General features: G+C 43.2%; 19 protein-coding genes. 13 read left to right on the forward strand and 6 right to left on the reverse strand.

The genetic code is table 11. From position 1 onward, the window contains the following. Positions 1 to 187: 187 nt before the first annotated feature. Positions 188 to 1,243, reverse strand: coding sequence for a methyltransferase domain-containing protein (locus ACYUCY_RS17780; protein WP_460227880.1), 1,056 nt, complete (start codon positions 1,241 to 1,243; stop codon positions 188 to 190). A 202-nt stretch (positions 1,244 to 1,445) separates the two neighbouring features. After that, the gene (locus ACYUCY_RS17785) at positions 1,446 to 2,357 is read right to left on the reverse strand and encodes a copper resistance D family protein (RefSeq protein ID WP_460227881.1); all 912 of its coding nucleotides are present in this window, start codon (positions 2,355 to 2,357) and stop codon (positions 1,446 to 1,448) included. A 173-nt stretch (positions 2,358 to 2,530) separates the two neighbouring features. Here ACYUCY_RS17785 and ACYUCY_RS17790 point away from each other — a divergent pair, with 173 nt between their 5' ends. Continuing rightward, on the forward strand, positions 2,531 to 3,673 hold the full coding sequence (locus ACYUCY_RS17790; RefSeq protein ID WP_460227882.1) for a patatin-like phospholipase family protein: 1,143 nt from the start codon (positions 2,531 to 2,533) through the stop codon (positions 3,671 to 3,673). A 240-nt stretch (positions 3,674 to 3,913) separates the two neighbouring features. Next, on the forward strand, positions 3,914 to 4,228 hold the full coding sequence (locus ACYUCY_RS17795; protein ID WP_460227883.1) for a hypothetical protein: 315 nt from the start codon (positions 3,914 to 3,916) through the stop codon (positions 4,226 to 4,228). Here ACYUCY_RS17795 and ACYUCY_RS17800 read toward each other — a convergent pair. Continuing rightward, positions 4,218 to 5,426 (reverse strand): LysR family transcriptional regulator, encoded by a 1,209-nt coding sequence (locus tag ACYUCY_RS17800; protein ID WP_460227884.1) that lies wholly within the window; start codon positions 5,424 to 5,426, stop codon positions 4,218 to 4,220. The genes ACYUCY_RS17795 and ACYUCY_RS17800 overlap by 11 nt on opposite strands. Before the next feature lie 122 nt (positions 5,427 to 5,548). Here ACYUCY_RS17800 and ACYUCY_RS17805 point away from each other — a divergent pair, with 122 nt between their 5' ends. The 9 genes from ACYUCY_RS17805 (at position 5,549) to ACYUCY_RS17845 (ending at position 13,498) form a co-directional block, all read left to right on the forward strand. Continuing rightward, the gene (locus ACYUCY_RS17805; RefSeq protein ID WP_460227885.1) at positions 5,549 to 6,235 is read left to right on the forward strand and encodes a 4-carboxy-4-hydroxy-2-oxoadipate aldolase/oxaloacetate decarboxylase; all 687 of its coding nucleotides are present in this window, start codon (positions 5,549 to 5,551) and stop codon (positions 6,233 to 6,235) included. 74 nt (positions 6,236 to 6,309) lie between these two features. Continuing rightward, complete coding sequence (locus ACYUCY_RS17810; RefSeq protein ID WP_460227886.1) at positions 6,310 to 7,401, forward strand: 4-oxalomesaconate tautomerase; 1,092 nt, start codon at positions 6,310 to 6,312, stop codon at positions 7,399 to 7,401. Next, the gene (locus tag ACYUCY_RS17815) at positions 7,398 to 8,276 is read left to right on the forward strand and encodes a DUF1932 domain-containing protein (protein WP_460227887.1); all 879 of its coding nucleotides are present in this window, start codon (positions 7,398 to 7,400) and stop codon (positions 8,274 to 8,276) included. The genes ACYUCY_RS17810 and ACYUCY_RS17815 overlap by 4 nt, the downstream gene beginning before the upstream one ends. 57 nt (positions 8,277 to 8,333) lie before the next feature. After that, on the forward strand, positions 8,334 to 9,362 hold the full coding sequence (locus tag ACYUCY_RS17820; protein ID WP_460227888.1) for an amidohydrolase family protein: 1,029 nt from the start codon (positions 8,334 to 8,336) through the stop codon (positions 9,360 to 9,362). A gap of 4 nt (positions 9,363 to 9,366) precedes the next feature. Next, positions 9,367 to 10,266, forward strand: coding sequence for an amidohydrolase family protein (locus ACYUCY_RS17825; protein ID WP_460227889.1), 900 nt, complete (start codon positions 9,367 to 9,369; stop codon positions 10,264 to 10,266). 1 nt (position 10,267) lies between these two features. Beyond that, entirely contained in the window at positions 10,268 to 10,657 is a 390-nt protein-coding gene (gene ligA / locus ACYUCY_RS17830; protein WP_460227890.1) for a protocatechuate 4,5-dioxygenase subunit alpha, read from the forward strand. Positions 10,658 to 10,662: 5 nt separating this feature from the next. Beyond that, entirely contained in the window at positions 10,663 to 11,502 is an 840-nt protein-coding gene (locus ACYUCY_RS17835) for a class III extradiol dioxygenase subunit beta (RefSeq protein WP_460227891.1), read from the forward strand. 47 nt (positions 11,503 to 11,549) lie between these two features. Continuing rightward, entirely contained in the window at positions 11,550 to 12,491 is a 942-nt protein-coding gene (locus ACYUCY_RS17840) for a Gfo/Idh/MocA family oxidoreductase (protein ID WP_460227892.1), read from the forward strand. Between the two features lie 8 nt (positions 12,492 to 12,499). Beyond that, complete coding sequence (locus ACYUCY_RS17845; protein ID WP_460227893.1) at positions 12,500 to 13,498, forward strand: aldo/keto reductase; 999 nt, start codon at positions 12,500 to 12,502, stop codon at positions 13,496 to 13,498. 173 nt (positions 13,499 to 13,671) lie between these two features. Here ACYUCY_RS17845 and fusA read toward each other — a convergent pair whose 3' ends face one another. Both fusA and ACYUCY_RS17855 read right to left on the reverse strand, forming a co-directional pair. Continuing rightward, positions 13,672 to 15,762, reverse strand: coding sequence for an elongation factor G (gene fusA / locus ACYUCY_RS17850; RefSeq protein ID WP_460227894.1), 2,091 nt, complete (start codon positions 15,760 to 15,762; stop codon positions 13,672 to 13,674). Positions 15,763 to 16,527: 765 nt separating this feature from the next. Beyond that, positions 16,528 to 17,130 carry a cation diffusion facilitator family transporter gene (locus ACYUCY_RS17855; protein WP_460227895.1) on the reverse strand — a complete coding sequence of 201 codons (603 nt, stop codon included), beginning with the start codon at positions 17,128 to 17,130 and terminating at the stop codon, positions 16,528 to 16,530. Positions 17,131 to 17,222: 92 nt separating this feature from the next. Between ACYUCY_RS17855 and cadR the strand changes: the two genes are divergently transcribed. Further along, on the forward strand, positions 17,223 to 17,612 hold the full coding sequence (gene cadR, locus ACYUCY_RS17860; RefSeq protein WP_460227896.1) for a Cd(II)/Pb(II)-responsive transcriptional regulator: 390 nt from the start codon (positions 17,223 to 17,225) through the stop codon (positions 17,610 to 17,612). Positions 17,613 to 17,638: 26 nt separating this feature from the next. On the opposite strand, the gene ACYUCY_RS17865 is transcribed toward cadR, so the two are convergent. Next, positions 17,639 to 19,555 (reverse strand): cytochrome c/FTR1 family iron permease, encoded by a 1,917-nt coding sequence (locus ACYUCY_RS17865; RefSeq protein ID WP_460227897.1) that lies wholly within the window; start codon positions 19,553 to 19,555, stop codon positions 17,639 to 17,641. Between the two features lie 179 nt (positions 19,556 to 19,734). Here ACYUCY_RS17865 and ACYUCY_RS17870 point away from each other — a divergent pair, with 179 nt between their 5' ends. Continuing rightward, positions 19,735 to 20,187: a hypothetical protein gene (locus tag ACYUCY_RS17870; RefSeq protein WP_460227898.1), complete on the forward strand. Its 453-nt coding sequence runs from the start codon at positions 19,735 to 19,737 to the stop codon at positions 20,185 to 20,187. The last annotated feature ends 164 nt before the right edge of the window (positions 20,188 to 20,351 follow it).

Raw genomic sequence — 20,351 nt, forward strand, 5'->3', positions numbered from 1 at the left:
TATTTTGTTGTGGGCGCGGCATTTTTGATCACGCCGATTCTAGGTATTTTATTAAACTATGTTGTTATTTCAAAAAACCGTTTTAACTGACGGTAGTCATAAAAACACTCGACAACGTATGCAAACCAACAGAAAAAGCCCAACTCCAATTGGAGTTGGGCTTTGCGTTAGAAGCTAGAGATGAGAATTAACAGCAGGAAGGATTGGCTTCGCCCGCGCTGTCGATAAAGGTATAAGACGAATCAAAAGGTATTGCACTTCCACAACCTTCAAACAAACCGAAATGCTTATCAAAATTTCCAATAAATTGAAAATGTTCTGCGAAACGGGTCTCTTTCAGCATGATCCAGGTGTTTCCACAAACGGGGAATACCTTGCCAGTTTGGATATCGTGATGCTTATCTAATTGAAAGCGATCTGGGTTGTTAGGTATTGTGCCTTTATAAATAACCGCTTGACCGTAATCTTCGCAGTCACTTTCTAAATTTTCTTCTTTAAACAATCGATAAGTTGCAGAATAAAATTGAATAGGGCCAACTTTTTCAGATAATTTTGGATCAGTGACATCTAATGGTCGGTCTTCGACAAGCCGCGGATCAATAAAGCCATTGCGCTTAGCCAAGTTAATAAAGTCATTCCAATACAAAGCGCCACCTAAGCACTCTCCATATAAAACTTCGTCATTTTTTACGGACTCGGGAACACGTCTATCGCTGTATACATCTGAAAAATAAAATTCTCCGCCAGGTTTTAATAAATTAAACACACTCTTAATAACGGCGTCTTTGTCGGTTGACAAATTGATAACACAATTTGAAACAATGACATCAAAACTATTCGGCTCTAAATCAAGCTCGTCTAGTTTTTCCAAATACCCTTTCATGAACTTAACGTTGTCGAATCCAAAGACTTCTGCGTGATGAGATCGGTATTGTTCGGCAATAGCTAACTGTTCTTCGGTCATGTCTACGCCAACGATTTCTCCCTCTTTACCGACTAACTGGGCGAGAGCATAAACATCCCGTCCTGAACCACTGCCAAGATCAAGAATCTTGCAACCTTTTAAAAGCTCTGGACACACCAAGCCGCAACCATAGTAGCGAGATAGGACGTCATCATGGATATTTGATAAAAGAGGTTTTAGCCAATTTGGAACGGCTGAAGCGTCGCAACAGGCGCTGGTTTTGAGATCATCAGTGCTTTGTAATTGTTGTCCATAATATTCTTGTACAAATTCTTGCATGTTAAACCTGTCTGGAGTCAAAAAGTAAAATGTGCGCCGTAACTTAACTTCCTTCGCCTAAGCGTCAGAAGGGCGCGGGTATTGTATACGCACTCGCTTGGGACTCAAAGTGTCCTGTTCGACGAATATACGGGTTGGCGACAAAGAAAGTTACTACTAGAGACTTGTCGTGGGCAATGTAAACATTAATCTTATTTAATCATTAGTGGCTGCCACCTGTGCTATCGATACCAATGACACTGGTGAGTACCGCGGTTATCGCTAGGACAGTAAAACCAATAGCACACTCCACTACGATGCTGACCCTTAGCTTATTCAGGGTGTTTAAATCATTTAGTTTGGGCACTAAAAACCATTTATGCCTGGCCGCAACGAGTAATAACAAGATGACAAAAAAAGTTTTAAGAAGAATGCCTCGACCGTACATTGAAAACAAGATTGCCTCTTTGCTTGATATTAAATAATAGGCGAGTACGCCGCCGAAAAAAATTAATAAGGGGACAAAAAGAAATGCGATCTGTGAATATCTGTTCATAATGCTTTTGATGATTTGTAAGTCTTCCATCTTACAGATTACTATCAATGGATAAAGTGTGCCGATCCAAAAGCTTACTAGTAGTACGTGAAGCATCAGTGTTATTTTTTGCAATAACTTAGCTTCAAATAAATGTCCGCTGATAAAAAACGTTGAGCTCAAAGCAATTGATAATAATGCCCACACAAGTAAACGATAGGATTTTAACGAAGTATTATGGTTTCGAAATAATAAAGTGACGAAAATACCGATTAAGAGAAAAACAATACAGCGATATTGCACTTCCTTACCAGAATTACTATCTAGCATAAGTTCGATCATTGAGAGATCAAACATTCCGATAATCCCCGTAGCGGAGAAAGATCCGACCAGTGTAAAAAACCCGAGAGCGCTGCCTAAAAATCCGAACATGGCGGATAACAAAATGTATTTTCTTAACGACGAATGAATAACACTAAATTGCTGAAATTTTTTAAGGTCTGGTGCAATAATCAGTATAAGTAAACCGCCAATTGAACCGATAGTGCCTATATAAAAGACAAAGCGGGCAAGTAGGAGGGCTGTTTGCCAAGTGTCCATATTATTCTTAGGTGTCTTGTTAAGTGATTCTTGTTATAAGTGGTAAGCTCGCTGGTTCAGAAGCAAAGGTTGTGATACTTTCTTGCATCTTTTGGCGCAAACTATAACCGTATTCTGCGTAAATGAACAAGCATCAATGTGTTTGACTAAGAATAACAATAATTGAGGAACCCATGGACAAAGCAACAAAGATTGGCTTAGCAATATCTGGAGGAGGGTACCGAGCGACATTATATTCACTTGGCTCGCTCTGGCGCCTAAACGATTTTGGCTTGTTGCCAAGAATAAAAACAATTACTAGTGTTTCCGGCGGGAGCATCACAACAGGTTATTTGGCTTCGAAATGGGAATCTTTAAATTTCGATGATCGAGGAGTTGCTGGAAATTTCAAATCTGAGATTGCTTCACCACTTCAGGCATTTTGTTCTCAAAACCTTGATGTCATGGCTGCGATAAGGGGAATATTCTCTTTTACGAACAGCGTCGGCGATGAAGTAGCAAAAGCATACGATAAAAATTTATTTCATGGCGCGAAACTACAGGATCTTTCTGATCATTCCCCGGAGTTTCTTTTCTATGGAACTAATTATCAAACCGGTTCGAGCGTCCGAATTGAAAAATCAAAATTGCTTGATTACAAAATTGGACTGTATCCGAATCCCGATCTATCGATGGCCAAGGTTGCTGGAATTTCCAGCGCTTTTCCACCGGTCATGTCTCCGGTAATAGTTAAAACGAACCCCGATCTTTGGCTGGAAATTCCAACAGCAAAGTACTTTAACAACCGAAAACTAAGAAAAAAATTAATTCTTAGCGATGGTGGAGTTTACGATAATCTTGGTTTAGAAGCTATCTGGAAGAACAGTGGTCACTATAGTCATGTTCTTGCTTGCGATGCGGGAGCGCCTTTTTCTATTTCGCCAAAAGTAAAAACTAATTGGTTTAGTCAGTTCCTGAGAGCGTCATCAATTATGACCGACCAACAAAGAGCTTTACGGAAGCGCAAACTTCTTGAAAATTATTTGAACCTCGACGCTGAGGGAAGACATAAAGTTTATGGCGGTACTTATTTTGGCATAACGACTCATATAGGTGATTATGATTTTTACGACAGCATGTGCAAAGATACTGCAACTACAGAAAGCTTGCAGAATATTAGAACCCGTCTAAATAAATTTACTGAACGCGAACAAGCTTACCTAATTAACTGGGGATACGCCTTGACGGACACAGCTATACGGCGCTGGTCTTCGGAATTACTAACGGATGATTTAAATAGAAAAGGTGAATGGCCGTTTAGTAAATATAGCTTGTGATAGCGGTCCTTCATTATAAAATTTAAATAAATAAGTAAGTTGATAGTTAGGCGAATACGAATAATTTATGTTTTTATTTTTGTCTAATTTAGGTTTAAGTTCCTCCTTCCAGCTGCGACAATTTGCCGCAGCGTTCCTAAACATCTAATTGATTTAAATCATGTTTGACGTTTGGCTATGACAATAGTATGAATTCGTCCGATTCTCTTATTGTCAATAAGCACTAAACAGGAAATAAACATGAAAAAGACTATCGATAGAAGGAATTTCCTTCGCTCCGGCGCGTTGATTACCAGCACTGTGATAAGCGCTTCGCTGGTCAATGAAGCTTTTGCACAAGATCCAAATATAGTTGTTGTTTCTTCTCAAACAAAAAATAAATGCGCTACTTGTGCTTTTTGGGGAGGCCAAAGAACAATTAGTGAAGACAGGAAGAGTGTTCATGTACATAGTTCCGGTTCTTGTAATAATAAGGCCAGTCCGATGTATCGAACAACGACAAGCGCAGAGCATGGACCAATGGATGTCTGGGAAAAATGGTCAGCTATTGATTAGATGTGGCACAGGCTTTTCGTACAATATCCAGATAGTGTTGTTGTCCTGCGGTGGGGCGCCAATCCTTGCGTGTTGTTACGCCAATAGCTCTGGCACTACGTTTAAACTCCATAGGCAGTACAGCTAAAATCCCACTTTCAATATCCAATTGAACTTGTCGTTTGGACAGCAGGGCAAGACGATCACTACGCAACAACAAACCTCGTATAGCGACTGAAGAGCTGCATTCGATGATGTGACCAGGCTCGTCGATTTTATGAGACGCAAATATTTCTTGAAATCGTAAGCGCGCGGGAGTTTGTGTTCTTGGTGCGATCCAATCCATCGTGCTTAAAGTTTTAAAACTGAACGCACGATTATTTTTTGTTAGCAATGGATGATTTTTCCGAACAATGACGGACAAGCTGTCTTCAAATAATGTTTCTTGAAGAAGATTGCGGGAAGGCACATCCTTTCGTAGAGCCCCTAAAATTAAATCAATTTTTCCGTGGGTTAAGCCATGTAACAATTCTTCGTAAGGCCCATCGATAATGCTGACTTTTAACGAAGGGAAGCGCTGCAATACCTCTGTCACTGTCGCAGGAACGAGATCGGTTCTTGCCAAAGGTAAACTACCTATTCTTAGCTCACCGCGAAACAGACCTTTAGTTTCGTGAACTTCGTCGGCACCCGACTGAATTTCTGCAAAAGCTAAGCTTGACGACTGGGCCAACTGTCTCGCCAATTGTGTAGGTTCGACACCGGTCGCAGATCGGACAAACAATTGTCTCTCGCATATTGACTCAACCTCACGTACTGCTCGCTGAACGGTTGGTTGAGCAAGGGACAGTTTTCGTGCGGCGAGACTGATATTTCGTTCATCAACCGCTGCGATTACGGCGCGTAATTGTGAGTTGCTAAAGGATAGGTGGATGGCCTGCCTGGGTCGCTTGTCTGCCAGTAACTCTTTTTCGATGCTATTAAAGTATTGAAACGCTCGATCCAATCGCGATAAGAGGACATTTCCAGCCGATGTTGGATACATACCTGTTGCAGAGCGGTCAAAAAGCGATACGCCCAATTCCTTCTCTATCTTACTGAGCCCCTGGGTTAATGCGGATTGGCTTATATGCACTGAATCCGCCGCTTTATTAATACTACCGAGGCGAGAAATTGCAGAAAGAGCAGCTAGATGTCGGAGATTGGCGTGGAAATGCATAATACGATCAATATCAAATTTAACCGACTATAGCAAAAACTAATAGCTACAACCAGGATTCCGGTTAGCGTGATCGTGTGAGCTATGGAATCATGCTTGAGTTTAATCAGGAGAATACAGCAATGGCTTTGGTAGTTACCGATATTGATCGCGTTGAACACTCAATTTGTGAAGGGTACGAGCAATATGGCGTGGCGACGGTTCACGAAGCCTTAGGCCGCAAAGGCTTGATGGCTTCCTATATGCGCCCAATTTATCGCCCAGCCCACATCGCCGGAACTGCTGTTACTTGTGAAGTTGCTCCTGGGGATAACTGGATGATTCACGTCGCGGCGGAACAATGCCAAGCGGGTGATATTTTAGTTGTCACGCCTACAAGCCCTTGTGAGGATGGTTACTTTGGTGACTTATTAGCGACATCACTTAAATCACGAGGGGTACGAGGCTTAATCATCGATGCCGGTGTTCGTGATATCGCTACACTCGCCGAGATGGGATTTCCGGTCTGGTCAAAAGCCGTATACGCACGCGGAACCGTTAAAGAAACCATTGCCAACGTTAATATCCCCGTCGTCTGTGCCGGCGCGCTGGTTAACCCGGGAGATTTAATCGTCGCCGATGATGACGGTGTCGTTGTCGTACCACGATTAGAAGCCCAGCAAACACTTGAAAAATCTAAAGCGCGTGAAGAATTCGAAGAGGCAAAACGTAAACGTTTTGAAGCTGGGGAGTTAGGCTTGGACGTTTACGATATGCGTGAGCGCTTGGCGAAAAAAGGGCTTAAGTATGTAAAGCAGAGCGAACTATAAAATTAAGCACTCGAATTTTATTATTTAAAAATCACGATAAATAATTTCAATATTTCTCCACGGATCAAACAACTATGCAGCGATCAATTCCTTGTACCGTTATGCGTGGAGGCACTTCAAAAGGTCTGTATTTTCTAGCGAAAGATTTACCCGATGACGAAGCCATTCGCAATGAGGTTTTACTCGCAGCTATGGGCTCACCCGATGCTCGGCAAATTGACGGTATGGGGGGGGCGCATCCTTTAACCAGCAAGGTCGCAATTATTTCCGAGTCATCACGTGAAGATGCGGATGTTGATTATTTATTCTTACAAGTTGTCGTTGATAAAGCGCAAGTTAGTGACTCACAAAATTGCGGTAATATTTTGGCTGGGGTAGGGCCATTCGCGATTGAAAATAAATTGGTTGATGTTAGCGACTCGCTAACGCAAGTTCGAATCCATATGGTAAATACCGGTAGCATTGCGGTAGCTAATGTAGAGACACCAAATGGTCTCGTGAATTATGAAGGGAATGCGGCAATAGACGGCGTACCCGGAACTTCGGCGCCAATCATTTTAGATTTCTTAGATGTCGCCGGTTCAAGTTGCGGAGCCTTACTACCGACTGGCAATGTAGTAGACATAGTTAATGGTGTTGAAGTTACCTGTATTGACAATGGCATGCCGGTTGTCATTTTGAATGCGAAAGATTTCGATCTTGTCGGAGATGAACAGCCCGAAACGATAGAAGCGAATAACAAAATCAAAGAAAAAGTCGAGGCGATTCGACTCGTCGCTGGTGTATTGATGGGACTAGGTGATGTGAAAGGTAAAACTGTGCCTAAAATGTCATTGGTATCCAAAGCAAAAGCAGGCGGGATAATCAATACTCGAACCTTTATCCCTCATCGTGTCCATGACGCAATCGGAGTACTCGGTGCTGTTAGTGTTGCCAGTGCCTGCGTACTTGAAGGCTCTGTCGCAAATAAAATAATAAATACTCGCTTTCAGCCCGGTAACTGCCAATTAATGGTAGAACATCCAACTGGATTTTTTACTGTCGAACTTTCTTTCAGAGAAGAAAAAGATTCAGTTGCCATTGAGCGTTCTGCTTTGTTGCGTACGGCCCGAAAATTGATGTCTGGTGATGTTTTTATTCCGTCGGGAATATGGAATAAGCCATGAGTCTTTTAAAAAGTATTTGTCTAATCGGATTCGGCGAAGTTGGCAGCACCCTGGCGCGGGACTTACTTTGCGATGAGCGGTGTATCTATAGTTACGACATTGCCTTTAAAGACACCAACAGCAAAGCAAGTAAAAATCGTCAAGAAGTAACCGGGGTTTTAAGCCTTGATAGTCTTGAGGATGCAGTAAAAAATGCAGACTTAGTCATTTCAGTGGTTACTGCTGAACAAGCAATGAATGCCGCCGAATCCGTTTCTCGTTTTATTCGTAACGATAGTTGGTATTTGGATCTCAACTCTGTAGCTCCGCAAACGAAACAAGGGATGGCCAAACTCTTTAAGGGTCAAGTGAAATTTGTTGAGGGCGCGATTATGTCGCCTATTCATCCGCAGAAAATTAACGCCCCTATTTTATTAGGTGGACCAAACGCCCAAGCATTTTCGACTATCGCTAAAAATATTGGTTTTACCGGCAGTGAATTCTTTTCTGCGCAACTTGGAAAATCCGCCGCCAGCAAAATGTGCCGCAGCGTTATTATCAAAGGCATGGAATCCTTGATTACTGAATCACTCGTTAGTGCGCGATATTATGGCGTGGAAGATCAAGTGATAAATTCTCTTAATAATTTACTACCGGGAATTAATTGGCAGCAACACAGCGCTTATATGATCTCCCGTAGCTTGGAACACGGCGTAAGACGTGCAGAAGAAATGAGTGAAGTACATAAAACCGTAACCGATGCTGGTCTTCCAGGCTTAATGAGCAAAGCTTGCGTAGATACCCAAGCTTGGACAGCAAGGTTTAATCAGGATGTCACTGGTGAAACTATCGATTCCATGCTTGATCAATTTAGAACTGCTTTAAGCAACAAATAAAATAACAGCATTAATTTAAATGTTCAGAATAAACTGATAGCGAAAGAGGGAAAGACATTGCCTTTAATTATTGATTGTCATGGTCATTACACAACTGCGCCGAAGCCGCATCAAGACTTTCGGGATCAACAGCTTGCGGATTTTACCAACCCAGATCTTCCTAAGCCAAGCACGCCCAATATTTCCGACGACGAGATTCGGGAGAGCATAGAAGAAAATCAATTACGTTTGTTAAAAGAGCGCGGTGCTGATATGACAATATTTTCACCTCGCGCTTCAGTAATGGCTCATCACCTTGGGAATGAAGCTATTTCCCAAGAATGGACTGAAGCTTGTAATAACCTAATAAAACGCGTTGTTGATTTGTATCCGGAGATTTTCATTGGCGTTTGTCAGTTACCACAATCTCCCGGCGTGCCGATAAAAAACTCAGTGGCAGAATTAGAACGCTGTGTGAACGAATTAGGTTTCGTGGGTTGTAATTTAAATCCGGACCCTTCGGGTGGTCATTGGACCTCGGCGCCCTTAACCGATAAAAGCTGGTATCCCTTCTATGAAAAAATGGTAGAGCTCGACGTACCGGCAATGATCCACGTGTCCGGATCTTGTAATCACAATTTTCACGCGACGGGTGCACATTATATTAATGCCGACACCACGGCGTTTATGCAATTCTTACAGGGGAATTTGTTTAAAGATTTTCCTGATTTACGCTTTATCATTCCCCATGGCGGTGGCGCTGTACCTTATCACTGGGGACGCTATCGCGGCTTAGCCGATATGTTAAAACAACCGCCGTTGGCTGAACACGTAATGAAAAATGTTTTTTTCGATACCTGTGTTTACCATCAACCCGGCATTGATTTGTTATTCGAAGTGATCAATATCGACAATATTCTTTTCGGCTCGGAGATGGTCGGTGCAGTGCGCGGTATTGATCCTGAAACAGGTTTTTATTTTGACGATACCAAACGCTATGTCGACGCTTTGAATTTATCTCCTGAGGATTTATATCAGGTGTATGAGGGCAACGCTCGCCGTGTTTATCCGCGCTTAGATGCGATATTAAAAGCACAAGGGAAGTAAAAACATGGGTGAAAATTTTACAATGGATAGCGATTGGATGGTTTGGCACCAAAACCCAAGCAAACCCATTTTTAAGGTGCCTGAAGGAGCAATCGATGCGCACTGCCATGTTTTCGGTCCTGGCGATGAATTTCCCTTTGCACCAGAACGCAAATACACGCCTTGCGATGCCTCAAAATATCAACTGTTTAATTTACGTGATTATTTAGGGTTTTCACGCAATGTTATTGTTCAGGCCACTTGTCATGGTGCTGATAACCGAGCATTGGTTGATGCCTTGAATTCGAGCGAAGGACGCGCAAAAGGTGTTGCAACAATTAAAGCCAGTATCAGTGATGATGAACTACGAGCGCTTGATAAAGCTGGTGTTAAAGGAGTGCGTTTTAATTTTGTAAAAAGACTCGTCGATTCTTTGCCAAAAGATGAATTAGTTGAGATAGCACAACGTATCAAACCACTAGGCTGGCATATTGTCATTTATTTTGAAGCACAAGAATTACCTGAGCTTTATGATTTCTTTACCGCTTTACCAACAACCGTCGTGGTTGATCACATGGGAAGGCCCGACGTTAGCAAACCTGTCGACGGGGAAGAATTCGCTTTGTTCTTAAAGTTAATGCGAGAAAACACCAATTTTTGGTCAAAAGTCAGTTGTCCAGAGCGACTGTCCATCAGTGGAGAACCTTCTTACCAAGATGTCATTCCCTTTGCAAAAAAAGTTGTCGAGTCGTTTCCCGATCGCGTGTTATGGGGTACGGATTGGCCACACCCGAATATGAAATCTCATGTGCCAGACGATGGCAAGCTTGTCGATTTCATTCCAAAGATCGCGGTAACAACTGAACTGCAACAAAAGCTTTTGGTTACCAATCCGATGAATTTATATTGGCCTGAGGAAAACTAAAATGGCACTTGATAAACCCTACGCTAATGTACCGGGCACGACTATTTTTGATGCAGAAATGTCCCGCAAAGGCTATCACCTGAATCAATTTTGCATGTCTTTAATGAAAGCAGAAAACCGCGAAAAGTTTAAAGCCGATGAACGGGCTTACCTTGATCAGTGGCCGATGGATGAAGAGCAAAAACAAGGCGTGTTAAATCGAGATTACAATCAAATGATTTCTCTCGGCGGGAATATCTACTTTCTCGCAAAAATATTTTCAAGTGATGGTATCAGTTTTCAGGATGCTGCATCGACTATGACCGGGATGTCGGTGGAAGAATATAAACAGATGATGATTAACGGTGGCCGTTCTGTGGAAGGCAACCGATTTAAAGATGAGGCTAAATAAAAATTATGGCTAGAATCACAGCAGGTGTAGCAACATCACACGTACCGGCAATTGGTGCCGCCTTAGACAACGGTAATGCTCAAGATGATTATTGGCGCCCCGTTTTCGCGGGTTACGATTTTTCAAAAAAATGGATAGCCGAAGAAAAACCTGACGTGGTATTTCTGGTTTACAACGATCACGCCAGTGCTTTCAGTTTAGATTTGATTCCCACCTTCGCGATTGGAGTGGGCGATCGATATAAGCCTGCCGATGAAGGTTGGGGACCGCGCCCCGTGCCAGACGTTATCGGTCATCCGGATTTGGCTTGGCACATGACACAATCCATCATTCAGGATGATTTTGATCTCACCATGGTAAATACCATGGACGTTGACCACGGCTTAACAGTCCCATTATCAGTCATGTTTGGCCAAGCAGAAGAATGGCCCTGTAAGGTCATTCCGTTCGCCGTTAATGTAGTCCAGTACCCACCACCCAGTGGCCGACGTTGTTATATGTTAGGGCAAGCAATTCGCAAAGCTGTTGAAAGTTTTGATGAAGATTTAAACGTCCAGATTTGGGGTACGGGTGGCATGAGTCATCAATTACAAGGTCCTCGAGCCGGTTTAATTAATAAAGAATTTGACAACCAATTCTTGGATCGTCTTATCGATGATCCTGAGGGTTTATCAAAAGTACCGCATATTGATTACGTACGCGAAGCGGGTTCGGAAGGTATCGAGTTGGTTATGTGGTTAATTATGCGTGGTGCGCTCAACGAAAACGTTAATTGCCGCCATCGTTTTTATCATGTACCAGCATCGAATACGGCAGTAGGCCATTTAATTCTTGAGAACAAATAACAATTGATATAGAAAAATTGTCAATCCGAAAAAATAGTGAGGAAAACATGAAAGTTGCATTAGCAGGCGCAGGCGCCTTTGGCATAAAGCATTTAGACGGAATAAAGAATATCGACGGTGTAGAGGTCGTTTCTTTAGTAGGGCGCAGCTTAGATAAAACACAAGAAGTTGCTAAGCAATATAATATTCCTCACGTAACGACTGATCTTGCTGAAGCATTGAGACAACCGGAAGTGGAATCAGTTATTTTGTGTACCCCAACACAATTACATGCTGAGCAGTCCATTCAGTGTATGGATGCGGGCAAACATGTTCAGGTGGAAATTCCTCTCGCTGATAATTGGCAAGATTCGCAAGCTGTTGCAAAAAAACAACGAGAAACCGGTTTAGTCTGCATGGTCGGGCACACACGCCGTTTTAACCCTTCTCATCAATGGGTTCAAAAACGCATTGCCGCTGGTGAAATAAGTATTCAACAAATGGATGTGCAAACTTATTTCTTTCGGCGCAAGAATATTAACGCAAAAGGCGAACCCCGCTCTTGGACCGACCATTTACTTTGGCATCATGCTGCACATACCGTCGATCTTTTCCAATATCAAACCGGGGAAAAAGTTGTAGTTGCCAACGCAGTTGAAGGGCCGATACATCCAGAACTTGGCATTGCCTTAGATATGTCTATTCAATTAAAAACAACATCGGGAAAAATTTGCACCTTGTCACTATCTTTCAATAATGACGGCCCACTAGGAACTTTCTTCCGCTACATTTGCGATAACGGAACTTACATAGCGCGTTACGACGACTTAGTGAATGGTAAAGAAGAAGCGATAGATGTCAGCCAAGTAGACGTGTCAATGAATGGTATTGAATTGCAAGATAGGGAGTTTTTCTCTGCGATAAAAGAGGGAAGGGAGCCCAACTCAAGCGTAGCGAGCGTACTCGCATGCTATGAAATATTGAATCAACTCGAAGAAACAATGGGATAGCTATATCGATGAGTCAACGATCTCTAGCCGGACACGACGTTAACGCTATTGGCCTCGGCTGCATGAACCTGAGCCACGCCTACGGCAATCCATTAAGCGAAAAGGAAGGTATAAAATTAATTCAAAACGCGTTTGACTTAGGCGTTAATCATTTTGATACCGCCATTCTGTATGGCTTCGGCAGTAACGAAAGTCTGGTCGGGAAAGCGGTTAAACCATTTCGTAACGATATATTGTTAGCCAGCAAATGTGGTTTAACAACACCAGAGTTAACGCGTAAAGTCGATGGCCGGCCGGAAGCGATAAAACGCGCTTGTGAAGGCTCATTGCAACGTCTACAAACAGACGTTATTGATCTTTATTATTTGCATCGTTGGGATAAAAGCGTTCCCATCGAAGAAAGTGTTGGCGCTTTAAAAGCTTTGGTTCAAGAAGGAAAGATTAAAAATATAGGTTTATCAGAAGTGTCAGCGCAAACGCTGCGCTTAGCACATTCCGTTCATCCGATTGCCGCCGTACAGACTGAATATTCTTTATGGACGCGAAACCCCGAAATAAATATTCTCGACACATGCAAAGCATTAGGTACAGCCTTCGTTGCATTTTCGCCTCTGGGAAGAGGGGCGCTCACCGGAACATTACAAAGCCCAGCAAACTTTCTCGAAAAAGATTTACGGAACAACATGCCTCGCTTCCAAGAGCCTAACTTGGCAAAAAATTTAGCCTTACTTGAAAATTGTAGAGATTTAGCCAATCAAGCAAACTGCAGCATGTCTCAGCTGGCTCTTGCTTGGTTGTTACATACGGATGAAAACTTAAACGTAATTCCCGGGACAACACGTATCGAACATTTGCGTGAAAATTGCCTCGCAGCGAATGTGAAACTTGATGCTGATCTTATTGTTAAAATTGAAAATATTATTAATCAAAATACCGTTCATGGATCACGCTACAACGAAAAAACTCAGCTAGAAATTGATACCGAAGAATTTTCTGAAACAACATAACTAAAACTAAGAATTATTGTCGAATAAGTGTTCAACAAAACTCATCGCTAAATGTCGACCCCAAAATTCCGTCGACACAAATTGCAAATAAAACCGATAAATAACAAGCTACTAATAAAAAAGCCCTGCCAGTCTTCACTGGCAGGGCTTTTAAACGTTCAGCAAGTCGGAAATTACTTAGCGGCTGCGGCTTTTTTCTCTTTCGCTTTTGCAATTACCTCATCAGCCACATTGTTTGGGCACGCTGAGTAGTGAGAAAATTCCATCGAGAATTGACCACGACCAGAGGTCATCGTACGTAATGTGCTGATGTAACCGAACATTTCTGCAAGCGGTACATTCGCTTTAATACGCACACCAGTTGATGAAGGTTCTTGATCAGAGATCATACCTCTACGGCGGTTCAAATCACCGATAACATCACCAACATGATCTTCTGGGCTGTACACATCAACTTTCATGATTGGTTCAAGTATTTGCGGGCCAGCCTTAGGCATCGATTGACGGAACGCACCTTTCGCGGCGATTTCAAACGCAATCGCCGATGAGTCAACAGCATGGAAACCACCATCATAAAGATTAACCGCAACATCTAGAACGGGAAAACCCGCCAAGGGGCCTTCTTCCATCATAGTTGCGAAACCTTTCTCAATAGCAGGGAAAAATTCCTTCGGAACGTTTCCACCAACAACTGTAGAAGAGAAGGTAAAGCCTGTATTAGGTTCACCTGGTTCCATGGTGTAATCAATTTTACCGTACTGACCAGAACCACCCGATTGCTTCTTGTGTGTATAACTATCTTCGATTTTTTGCGTAATAGTTTCGCGGTAAGCAACTTGCGGTTGTCCAACTTCTAATTCAATACCGTAAGTACGCTTTAGAATGTCGACCTTAATATCCAAGTGCAACTCGCCCATTCCTTTAAGGATGGTTTCACCTGAATCCACATCAGTTTCAACACGGAAAGTTGGATCTTCCGCAACCATTTTGCCGATCGCAATACCCATTTTTTCTGTTGAGCCTTTGTCTTTTGGCGTCACAGAAATTGAGATTACAGGCTCAGGGAATACCATCGCTTCAAGCGTACATTCGTGTTTCGGATCGCAAAGAGTGTGACCTGTTTGAACATTTTTCATGCCGACGATAGCGATAATGTCTCCGGCTTGCGCACTACTTAGTTCGTTACGATCATCGGCCTGCATTTCTACCATGCGGCCAACACGTTCAGTTTTTCCAGTAAAGGAATTAAGAATGGTGTCACCCTTATTTAATTTACCTGAATAAATACGCACGAAGGTGAGGGCACCAAAGCGGTCGTCGGTAATTTTAAATGCTAAAGCACGCAAAGGCTCGTCGGCAGAAACAATAGCGTACTCTCCGTTAGGATTACCTTCTTCATCAGTTAAGGGCTGCGGATTAACTTCTTGAGGCGCTGGCAAATAATCAACAATCGCATCCAGTAGGAGTTGCATACCTTTGTTTTTAAATGCTGAGCCGCAGTAAGTAGGGAAGAACTCGAGCTCTAGCGTTCCTTTCCGAATACAACGTTTAATGTCATCAACAGAAGGTTCTTCACCTTCCATATAAGCCATTAATAAATCGTCATCCATCTCAAGCGCCGATTCAATCAGCTGCTCGCGGTATTTTGCAACAGTATCAACCATATCGGCTGGTACGTCGGTCACTTCGTAATTTTCTGGTTGGCCAGTTTCATCCCAAACGTAAGCTTGGTTGCTCAACAGATCGACAACGCCGACAAAATCATCTTCGATGCCGATGGGCAAAGTCATAATCAAGGGGTTTGCACCCAACACTTTCTTGATCTGCGCCGTAACCTTCAAAAAGTCCGCGCCAACGCGATCTAGCTTATTCACGAAGATCAAACGAGATACTTTCGACTCATTCGCGTAGCGCCAGTTTGTTTCAGACTGAGGCTCAACACCACCAGAACCACAAAATACACCCACACCGCCATCAAGAACCTTCAATGAACGATAAACCTCTACAGTGAAGTCAACGTGCCCAGGGGTGTCGATAACGTTAAAGCGAGTGCCTTTCCAGAAACAGCTAACGGCCGCTGACTGGATAGTAATTCCGCGCTCGGCTTCTTGCTCCATGAAGTCAGTTGTGGATTCACCTTCGTGAACCTCACCGATTTTATGGATATTACCCGTCAGCTTTAGAATACGTTCGGTTGTAGTGGTTTTTCCGGCATCAACGTGAGCGAAGATACCAATGTTTCGATACAGAGATAGGTCAGTCATGGTGCTCTCAACAGGACAGGGTTAAAAAATTGGCCGCTAATATACAGGACGTTAGCCAGTTTTGCTCATATATATTCAAAGAAAGTAAGGATCTTTTAGCCCAATCCTGTATAGAGGGCATCTAAAGCTGATTTCTGTTCAATCTGTCGGCGATGCGGAGTCTTGAGTGGCGTTCACCGATTGAATTCAGGGGCGAATTTAACGATGAAATTGCTCGTAGAAGTGCTTTAAATTAGCAGTTTGTTTTTGGGTGTCCGACTATAACTGGAAACAGACAATATTTTTAACTTGCTGATTTTATTGAACATTTGTAATCTACAACCTATTAAAACAGTGAACGAACGCTCTCAACGAAGTCAAACGATCGGTCCGCGGTTTTCCACCTAAAAAGTAGAACGTTTTGTCCAACACCCACGGTTTAAGTTTAAAAAATAGTCAATTCTATATTTTGTCTTTCTTGAAATGGTTTTTTAATATCTTGTCGATAGTGTGTGGTGAGTAGGAGAAGAACCCCAGTAATGTAAAATAACGAAACCGAGGCGACAAAGCTAATTGCTAAGGAAAAGAAAACGGCGCAATCGTTTCCAGAAGGACTATCATTGCGCACACCATTTCCCATTCGGGCTAGTTTTGTATTAATCTCAGCGGTAGTGGCTGATTTAGAGTGCTAACGGCCACGCCAATGCAGTTAATGCAGTTAATGCAGTTAATGCAGTTATTGAATGAAGATTCACGTAAGAAAGGAATTGAGGCTTAATCAGTATCTTAGAAGGTTTCTAGTTCGGTCGTAGCATCTTTTAAAATCATTCTCGCACCGCGAAGTATCAGTACAGAAATAATCACGCCGATAACTATGTCGGGCCAACGCGTTTGCCACCACATCACCAAAAACCCACCAAGAATTACACCAGCGTTCGCAATTACGTCGTTAGCTGAAAATATCCAACTTGCTCGCATGTGTACATCGCCTTCCTTGTGTTTTTGAATCAGAAAAAGGCAGACGACATTTGCGACCAAAGCAACACTACCCATGCCCATCATTAAAATTGACACCGGTTCGCTGCCAGTAAAAATACGACGGATAATATCCAGCAAAATTAAACTGCCCAGTGTGGCTTGGAAATAGCCACTGAGTTGCGCTGCTTTCGCTTTTTTTGATACGGCGCGCCCCACAGCGTAAAGGCCAATTACATAGACAATTGCATCTGCCAGCATATCCATGGAGTCGGCGATCAAGGCGGTGGAGTCCGCCATGATTCCCACGACAATTTCCACAAGGAACATCAAACCATTGATGCCCAACAGCCAATACAGCACTTGTTTTTGGCTCTGGTCTTTAATTTCTACCGAACAACCACAATCGCTCAAGGGGAGGCTCCTATATCGAAAATAACTATTTTATCCGATCTTAAATGAGTTTAGACTCTAGAGTAACTATAGAGTCAAGCTCGGAGTTATTGATGAAAATTGGTGATTTGGCGCAGCGATCCAACTGTAGCATCCAGACCATTCGTTACTATGAAAAAGAAGGCCTGCTTTCAAAGCCAAAAAGAAGCGAGGGCAACTTTCGTTTGTACAGTTCAGAGGCTTTGGAGCAACTATTGTTCATCAAGCACTGTCGAGAACTCGATTTAACTTTGGAAGAGGTTCGGCAATTGTTGAACCTTCAAAAGTCTCCGGACGCATGTTGCGATGATGTCAGCACCATGGTGGATGCCCATATCCAGCAGGTCGATACCCGAATCAAAGCACTGCGCAATTTAAAATCACAATTAAAGTTATTACGCCTTAATTGCGGCGGAGCAAAAGCCGTTAAGGACTGCGGCATTTTGCAAGGACTCAAAGCATAGTCACTTTTACGTTGGTGACTTCGCATTTATTGAGCTGCCTCCGCAGAGTCTGTTTGCATCCGTGTTTGTAATAACATAAAACCTGACAATAGGAGTACAAGCAACTGCGCCGATAGGCTTTGCCATGTAGAGTGAATGCCCAGCCAATCAAATTCAATTCGCCAGGGAAGCGGTGTGGCGCTGATGAGAGCCGCCTCTTGTAAAGCGGTAACGGCTTTTCCCATTAGAATGAATGAGAGCACTAATAACAAATACGTTGTTATCGAGAAAAAACGGCCAATGGGTAAGCGGAACGAATAACGAATCATTATCCAGGCGATGATCGCCAATAAAATTACGCCAGCAATAAAACCGCCAAAAACAACGCTCAGTTGGCTGGTCTCGGCTTGGGTTAAAAGCGATTGATAAAATAAAACCGTTTCAAACACTTCACGGTAAACCGCAACGAATGAAAGGCCTGCGATGCCCCACAGAGTGCCGGTTTTTAAATTGTGGTCGATACTGCGCTTAATATAAGCCTGCCATTGAACTGCATTGGTTTTACTGTGCATCCAAAAGCCCACATAAAACAACACCACTGCTGCGAGTAGCGCGGCCACACCTTCCATTATCTCTCGGCTTGCACCGCTAATATTTATTAAGGTTTGTGCTGCAATCCAGGTGCCTGCACCGGCTACCAGTGCAATAATCCATCCGGCGTGAACATAAGCAACGGCGTCTTTTCTTTCGGTGCGAATTAAGACGGCGACCAATGCAATGATCACCAAAAGTGCTTCCAGCCCTTCACGTAATAAAATCACTAAGCTAACGCTAAACAACGTGCTCGAAGACAGTGATTCTTCCGAGAGTAATTGTTCTGCGCGTTGTAGTTGTTCCAAGGCTTGAGTTAAAGCATCGTCCACCCTTGAACCATTTTCAGGCTTGGAAACAACTTGTCGAAACCCCATTAAACTCGCTTCAATTTCTCGCCGAAGCTCAACGCTTCTGGCATCCAAACTGTTTTCTACTAATTCAAATCCATCCAAATAGGCGCTGACGGCCAACTTATGAGCGGAATCTAAATTGCCTTGATGGTAGGCACTTTGTGACGCTTGTAATCGCGACCGTGAGATTTGTAAGGGGTTGCTGGGAGCTTGGAAAAATAATTCGGGTTGCGAACGATGTGCGTTGATATCGTTGGCATCTAAAGAAGGGTGTTGGGCCAGTAGCGCATTGGGACTGTAATTAATCCATTGCTCTAAACCAATTGATGGTTGGACATCATTTTCTGTGTCATTGAACGCCAAGCGGCCTAAGTAAAATGCCAAGGACCAGCGTTGTTGATCACTCAATTGCGGGTAGGGCGTCATGGCCGTGCCATCAATGCCGTTGCTAATAGCATCGTACAAACCAAGTATTGAACGGCTCATAGCGCGTTCGTGATCTGTGAAATCCGTTGGAGGCGGGTTGAGATTTTCTGCCAACAGGCCATCGCCTTGGCCGTTTTCGCCGTGGCAACTCACGCATAGCGTGCTGAAAAGCTCTTGAACAATCGCGGGTTCGGTTAGTTCACGGGGCAATGATAGGCCGGGTGATATCTCCAACAGTAGCCGTCGAAGTTCATTGGTTAATGATTGGATGTTGGGTAAATCTTGTTTGTCTTGGATGGCTGATACCAACCTATCTGCGGCAGCGAGAATTGCCTGGGCGCTCGGCTCCTCAATGCCTTCGGCGCGGTCCAGGATTAACTGAGAAAATTCCTCCATCTCCTGGTACTCATCGCTATTGATGACTTCGCCATCATCCACAGCTTCGATGTAATCAACGCCAATGTACTCGGCAAGCTGCATCAATTGGCGTAATTCAGTTGAATCCAGGGCCACGGCTGGGGTTGCTGACAGGCTCAAAACAACGGCAAACCAAGCACTGGTGCATAAATGTTTAAGTAATTTTTGAAATTTCACTGTCGGCCAACTCACTTATGGCGTAGGATTAGTGCAAATGAGAACTATTCCCAGCTTAAACCCTATAGTGGGTATAGAGTCAACCAGAAGCTGGAATCAGGGTGAAATTTTGTGGTCTACATCATCGACCAATAAAAAATTTGACTCTATAGTTACTATACATATTAGAATCCATTGTCATGAATATGAATCGCTCGACAACGCCAATCAGGCCATTGAAACTAAGCTTAAGTATTGTGCTTTTGCTTATATTCTTTGTGCAGTCTGTGAGCGCTTTAGCGGATATCCATCAAACTCATCAAAGCGGCTCTGATCATCTAACGTTTGAACACAGCCATGAGCTTAGCAGCAGCCTTGAGCTTAAAAATTACCACCACACAGAATTAAGCGACGACCTCAATTTCCATGATCATCAAATTGATGAGCCCCTCGCTCTGCATGAAGACATTGAGCCAAGTGATTCATTGTTAGACTGCCATCATTGCTGCCATTGTCATGGCGTTCATGTCGTTATGGTATTAACCGATCATTTGCTGATCGTAAAACCCGTTTCCATTTCTCTTCAAGACTTCTATCACCGAGAAGAATATCTCTCTCCTATCGAGTCCTCGTTCCGTCCTCCGCGGGCATAACCACCTCAAAAATTTTGTTTTAACTCTCTTTTTTCGTTTTTAACCGAAGGTAGTCACTTATGTGTACTTTCTTGTTCGCTCCTATGCGAGAGCGATGTCTTCAGTTAGTTTTGATTTTTTTAGTCGCAAGCTCTGGGGTTTCAGCGCAGGCGCAGGAGTCAAAG

This window comes from Aurantivibrio infirmus (genome assembly GCF_054767315.1).

Excerpts from the sequence above, each read along its gene's own strand:
- ACYUCY_RS17800 (WP_460227884.1), bottom strand. The coding sequence starts at position 5,426 with ATGCATTTCCACGCCAATCTCCGACATCTAGCTGCTCTTTCTGCAATT.
- ACYUCY_RS17840 (WP_460227892.1), top strand. The coding sequence starts at position 11,550 with ATGAAAGTTGCATTAGCAGGCGCAGGCGCCTTTGGCATAAAGCATTTA.
- ACYUCY_RS17795 (WP_460227883.1), top strand. The coding sequence starts at position 3,914 with ATGAAAAAGACTATCGATAGAAGGAATTTCCTTCGCTCCGGCGCGTTG.
- ACYUCY_RS17835 (WP_460227891.1), top strand. The coding sequence starts at position 10,663 with ATGGCTAGAATCACAGCAGGTGTAGCAACATCACACGTACCGGCAATT.
- ACYUCY_RS17845 (WP_460227893.1), top strand. The coding sequence starts at position 12,500 with ATGAGTCAACGATCTCTAGCCGGACACGACGTTAACGCTATTGGCCTC.
- ACYUCY_RS17825 (WP_460227889.1), top strand. The coding sequence starts at position 9,367 with ATGGGTGAAAATTTTACAATGGATAGCGATTGGATGGTTTGGCACCAA.
- ACYUCY_RS17815 (WP_460227887.1), top strand. The coding sequence starts at position 7,398 with ATGAGTCTTTTAAAAAGTATTTGTCTAATCGGATTCGGCGAAGTTGGC.
- ligA (WP_460227890.1), top strand. The coding sequence starts at position 10,268 with ATGGCACTTGATAAACCCTACGCTAATGTACCGGGCACGACTATTTTT.
- fusA (WP_460227894.1), bottom strand. The coding sequence starts at position 15,762 with ATGACTGACCTATCTCTGTATCGAAACATTGGTATCTTCGCTCACGTT.
- ACYUCY_RS17790 (WP_460227882.1), top strand. The coding sequence starts at position 2,531 with ATGGACAAAGCAACAAAGATTGGCTTAGCAATATCTGGAGGAGGGTAC.
- ACYUCY_RS17780 (WP_460227880.1), bottom strand. The coding sequence starts at position 1,243 with ATGCAAGAATTTGTACAAGAATATTATGGACAACAATTACAAAGCACT.
- cadR (WP_460227896.1), top strand. The coding sequence starts at position 17,223 with ATGAAAATTGGTGATTTGGCGCAGCGATCCAACTGTAGCATCCAGACC.
- ACYUCY_RS17805 (WP_460227885.1), top strand. The coding sequence starts at position 5,549 with ATGGCTTTGGTAGTTACCGATATTGATCGCGTTGAACACTCAATTTGT.
- ACYUCY_RS17870 (WP_460227898.1), top strand. The coding sequence starts at position 19,735 with ATGAATATGAATCGCTCGACAACGCCAATCAGGCCATTGAAACTAAGC.
- ACYUCY_RS17785 (WP_460227881.1), bottom strand. The coding sequence starts at position 2,357 with ATGGACACTTGGCAAACAGCCCTCCTACTTGCCCGCTTTGTCTTTTAT.
- ACYUCY_RS17810 (WP_460227886.1), top strand. The coding sequence starts at position 6,310 with ATGCAGCGATCAATTCCTTGTACCGTTATGCGTGGAGGCACTTCAAAA.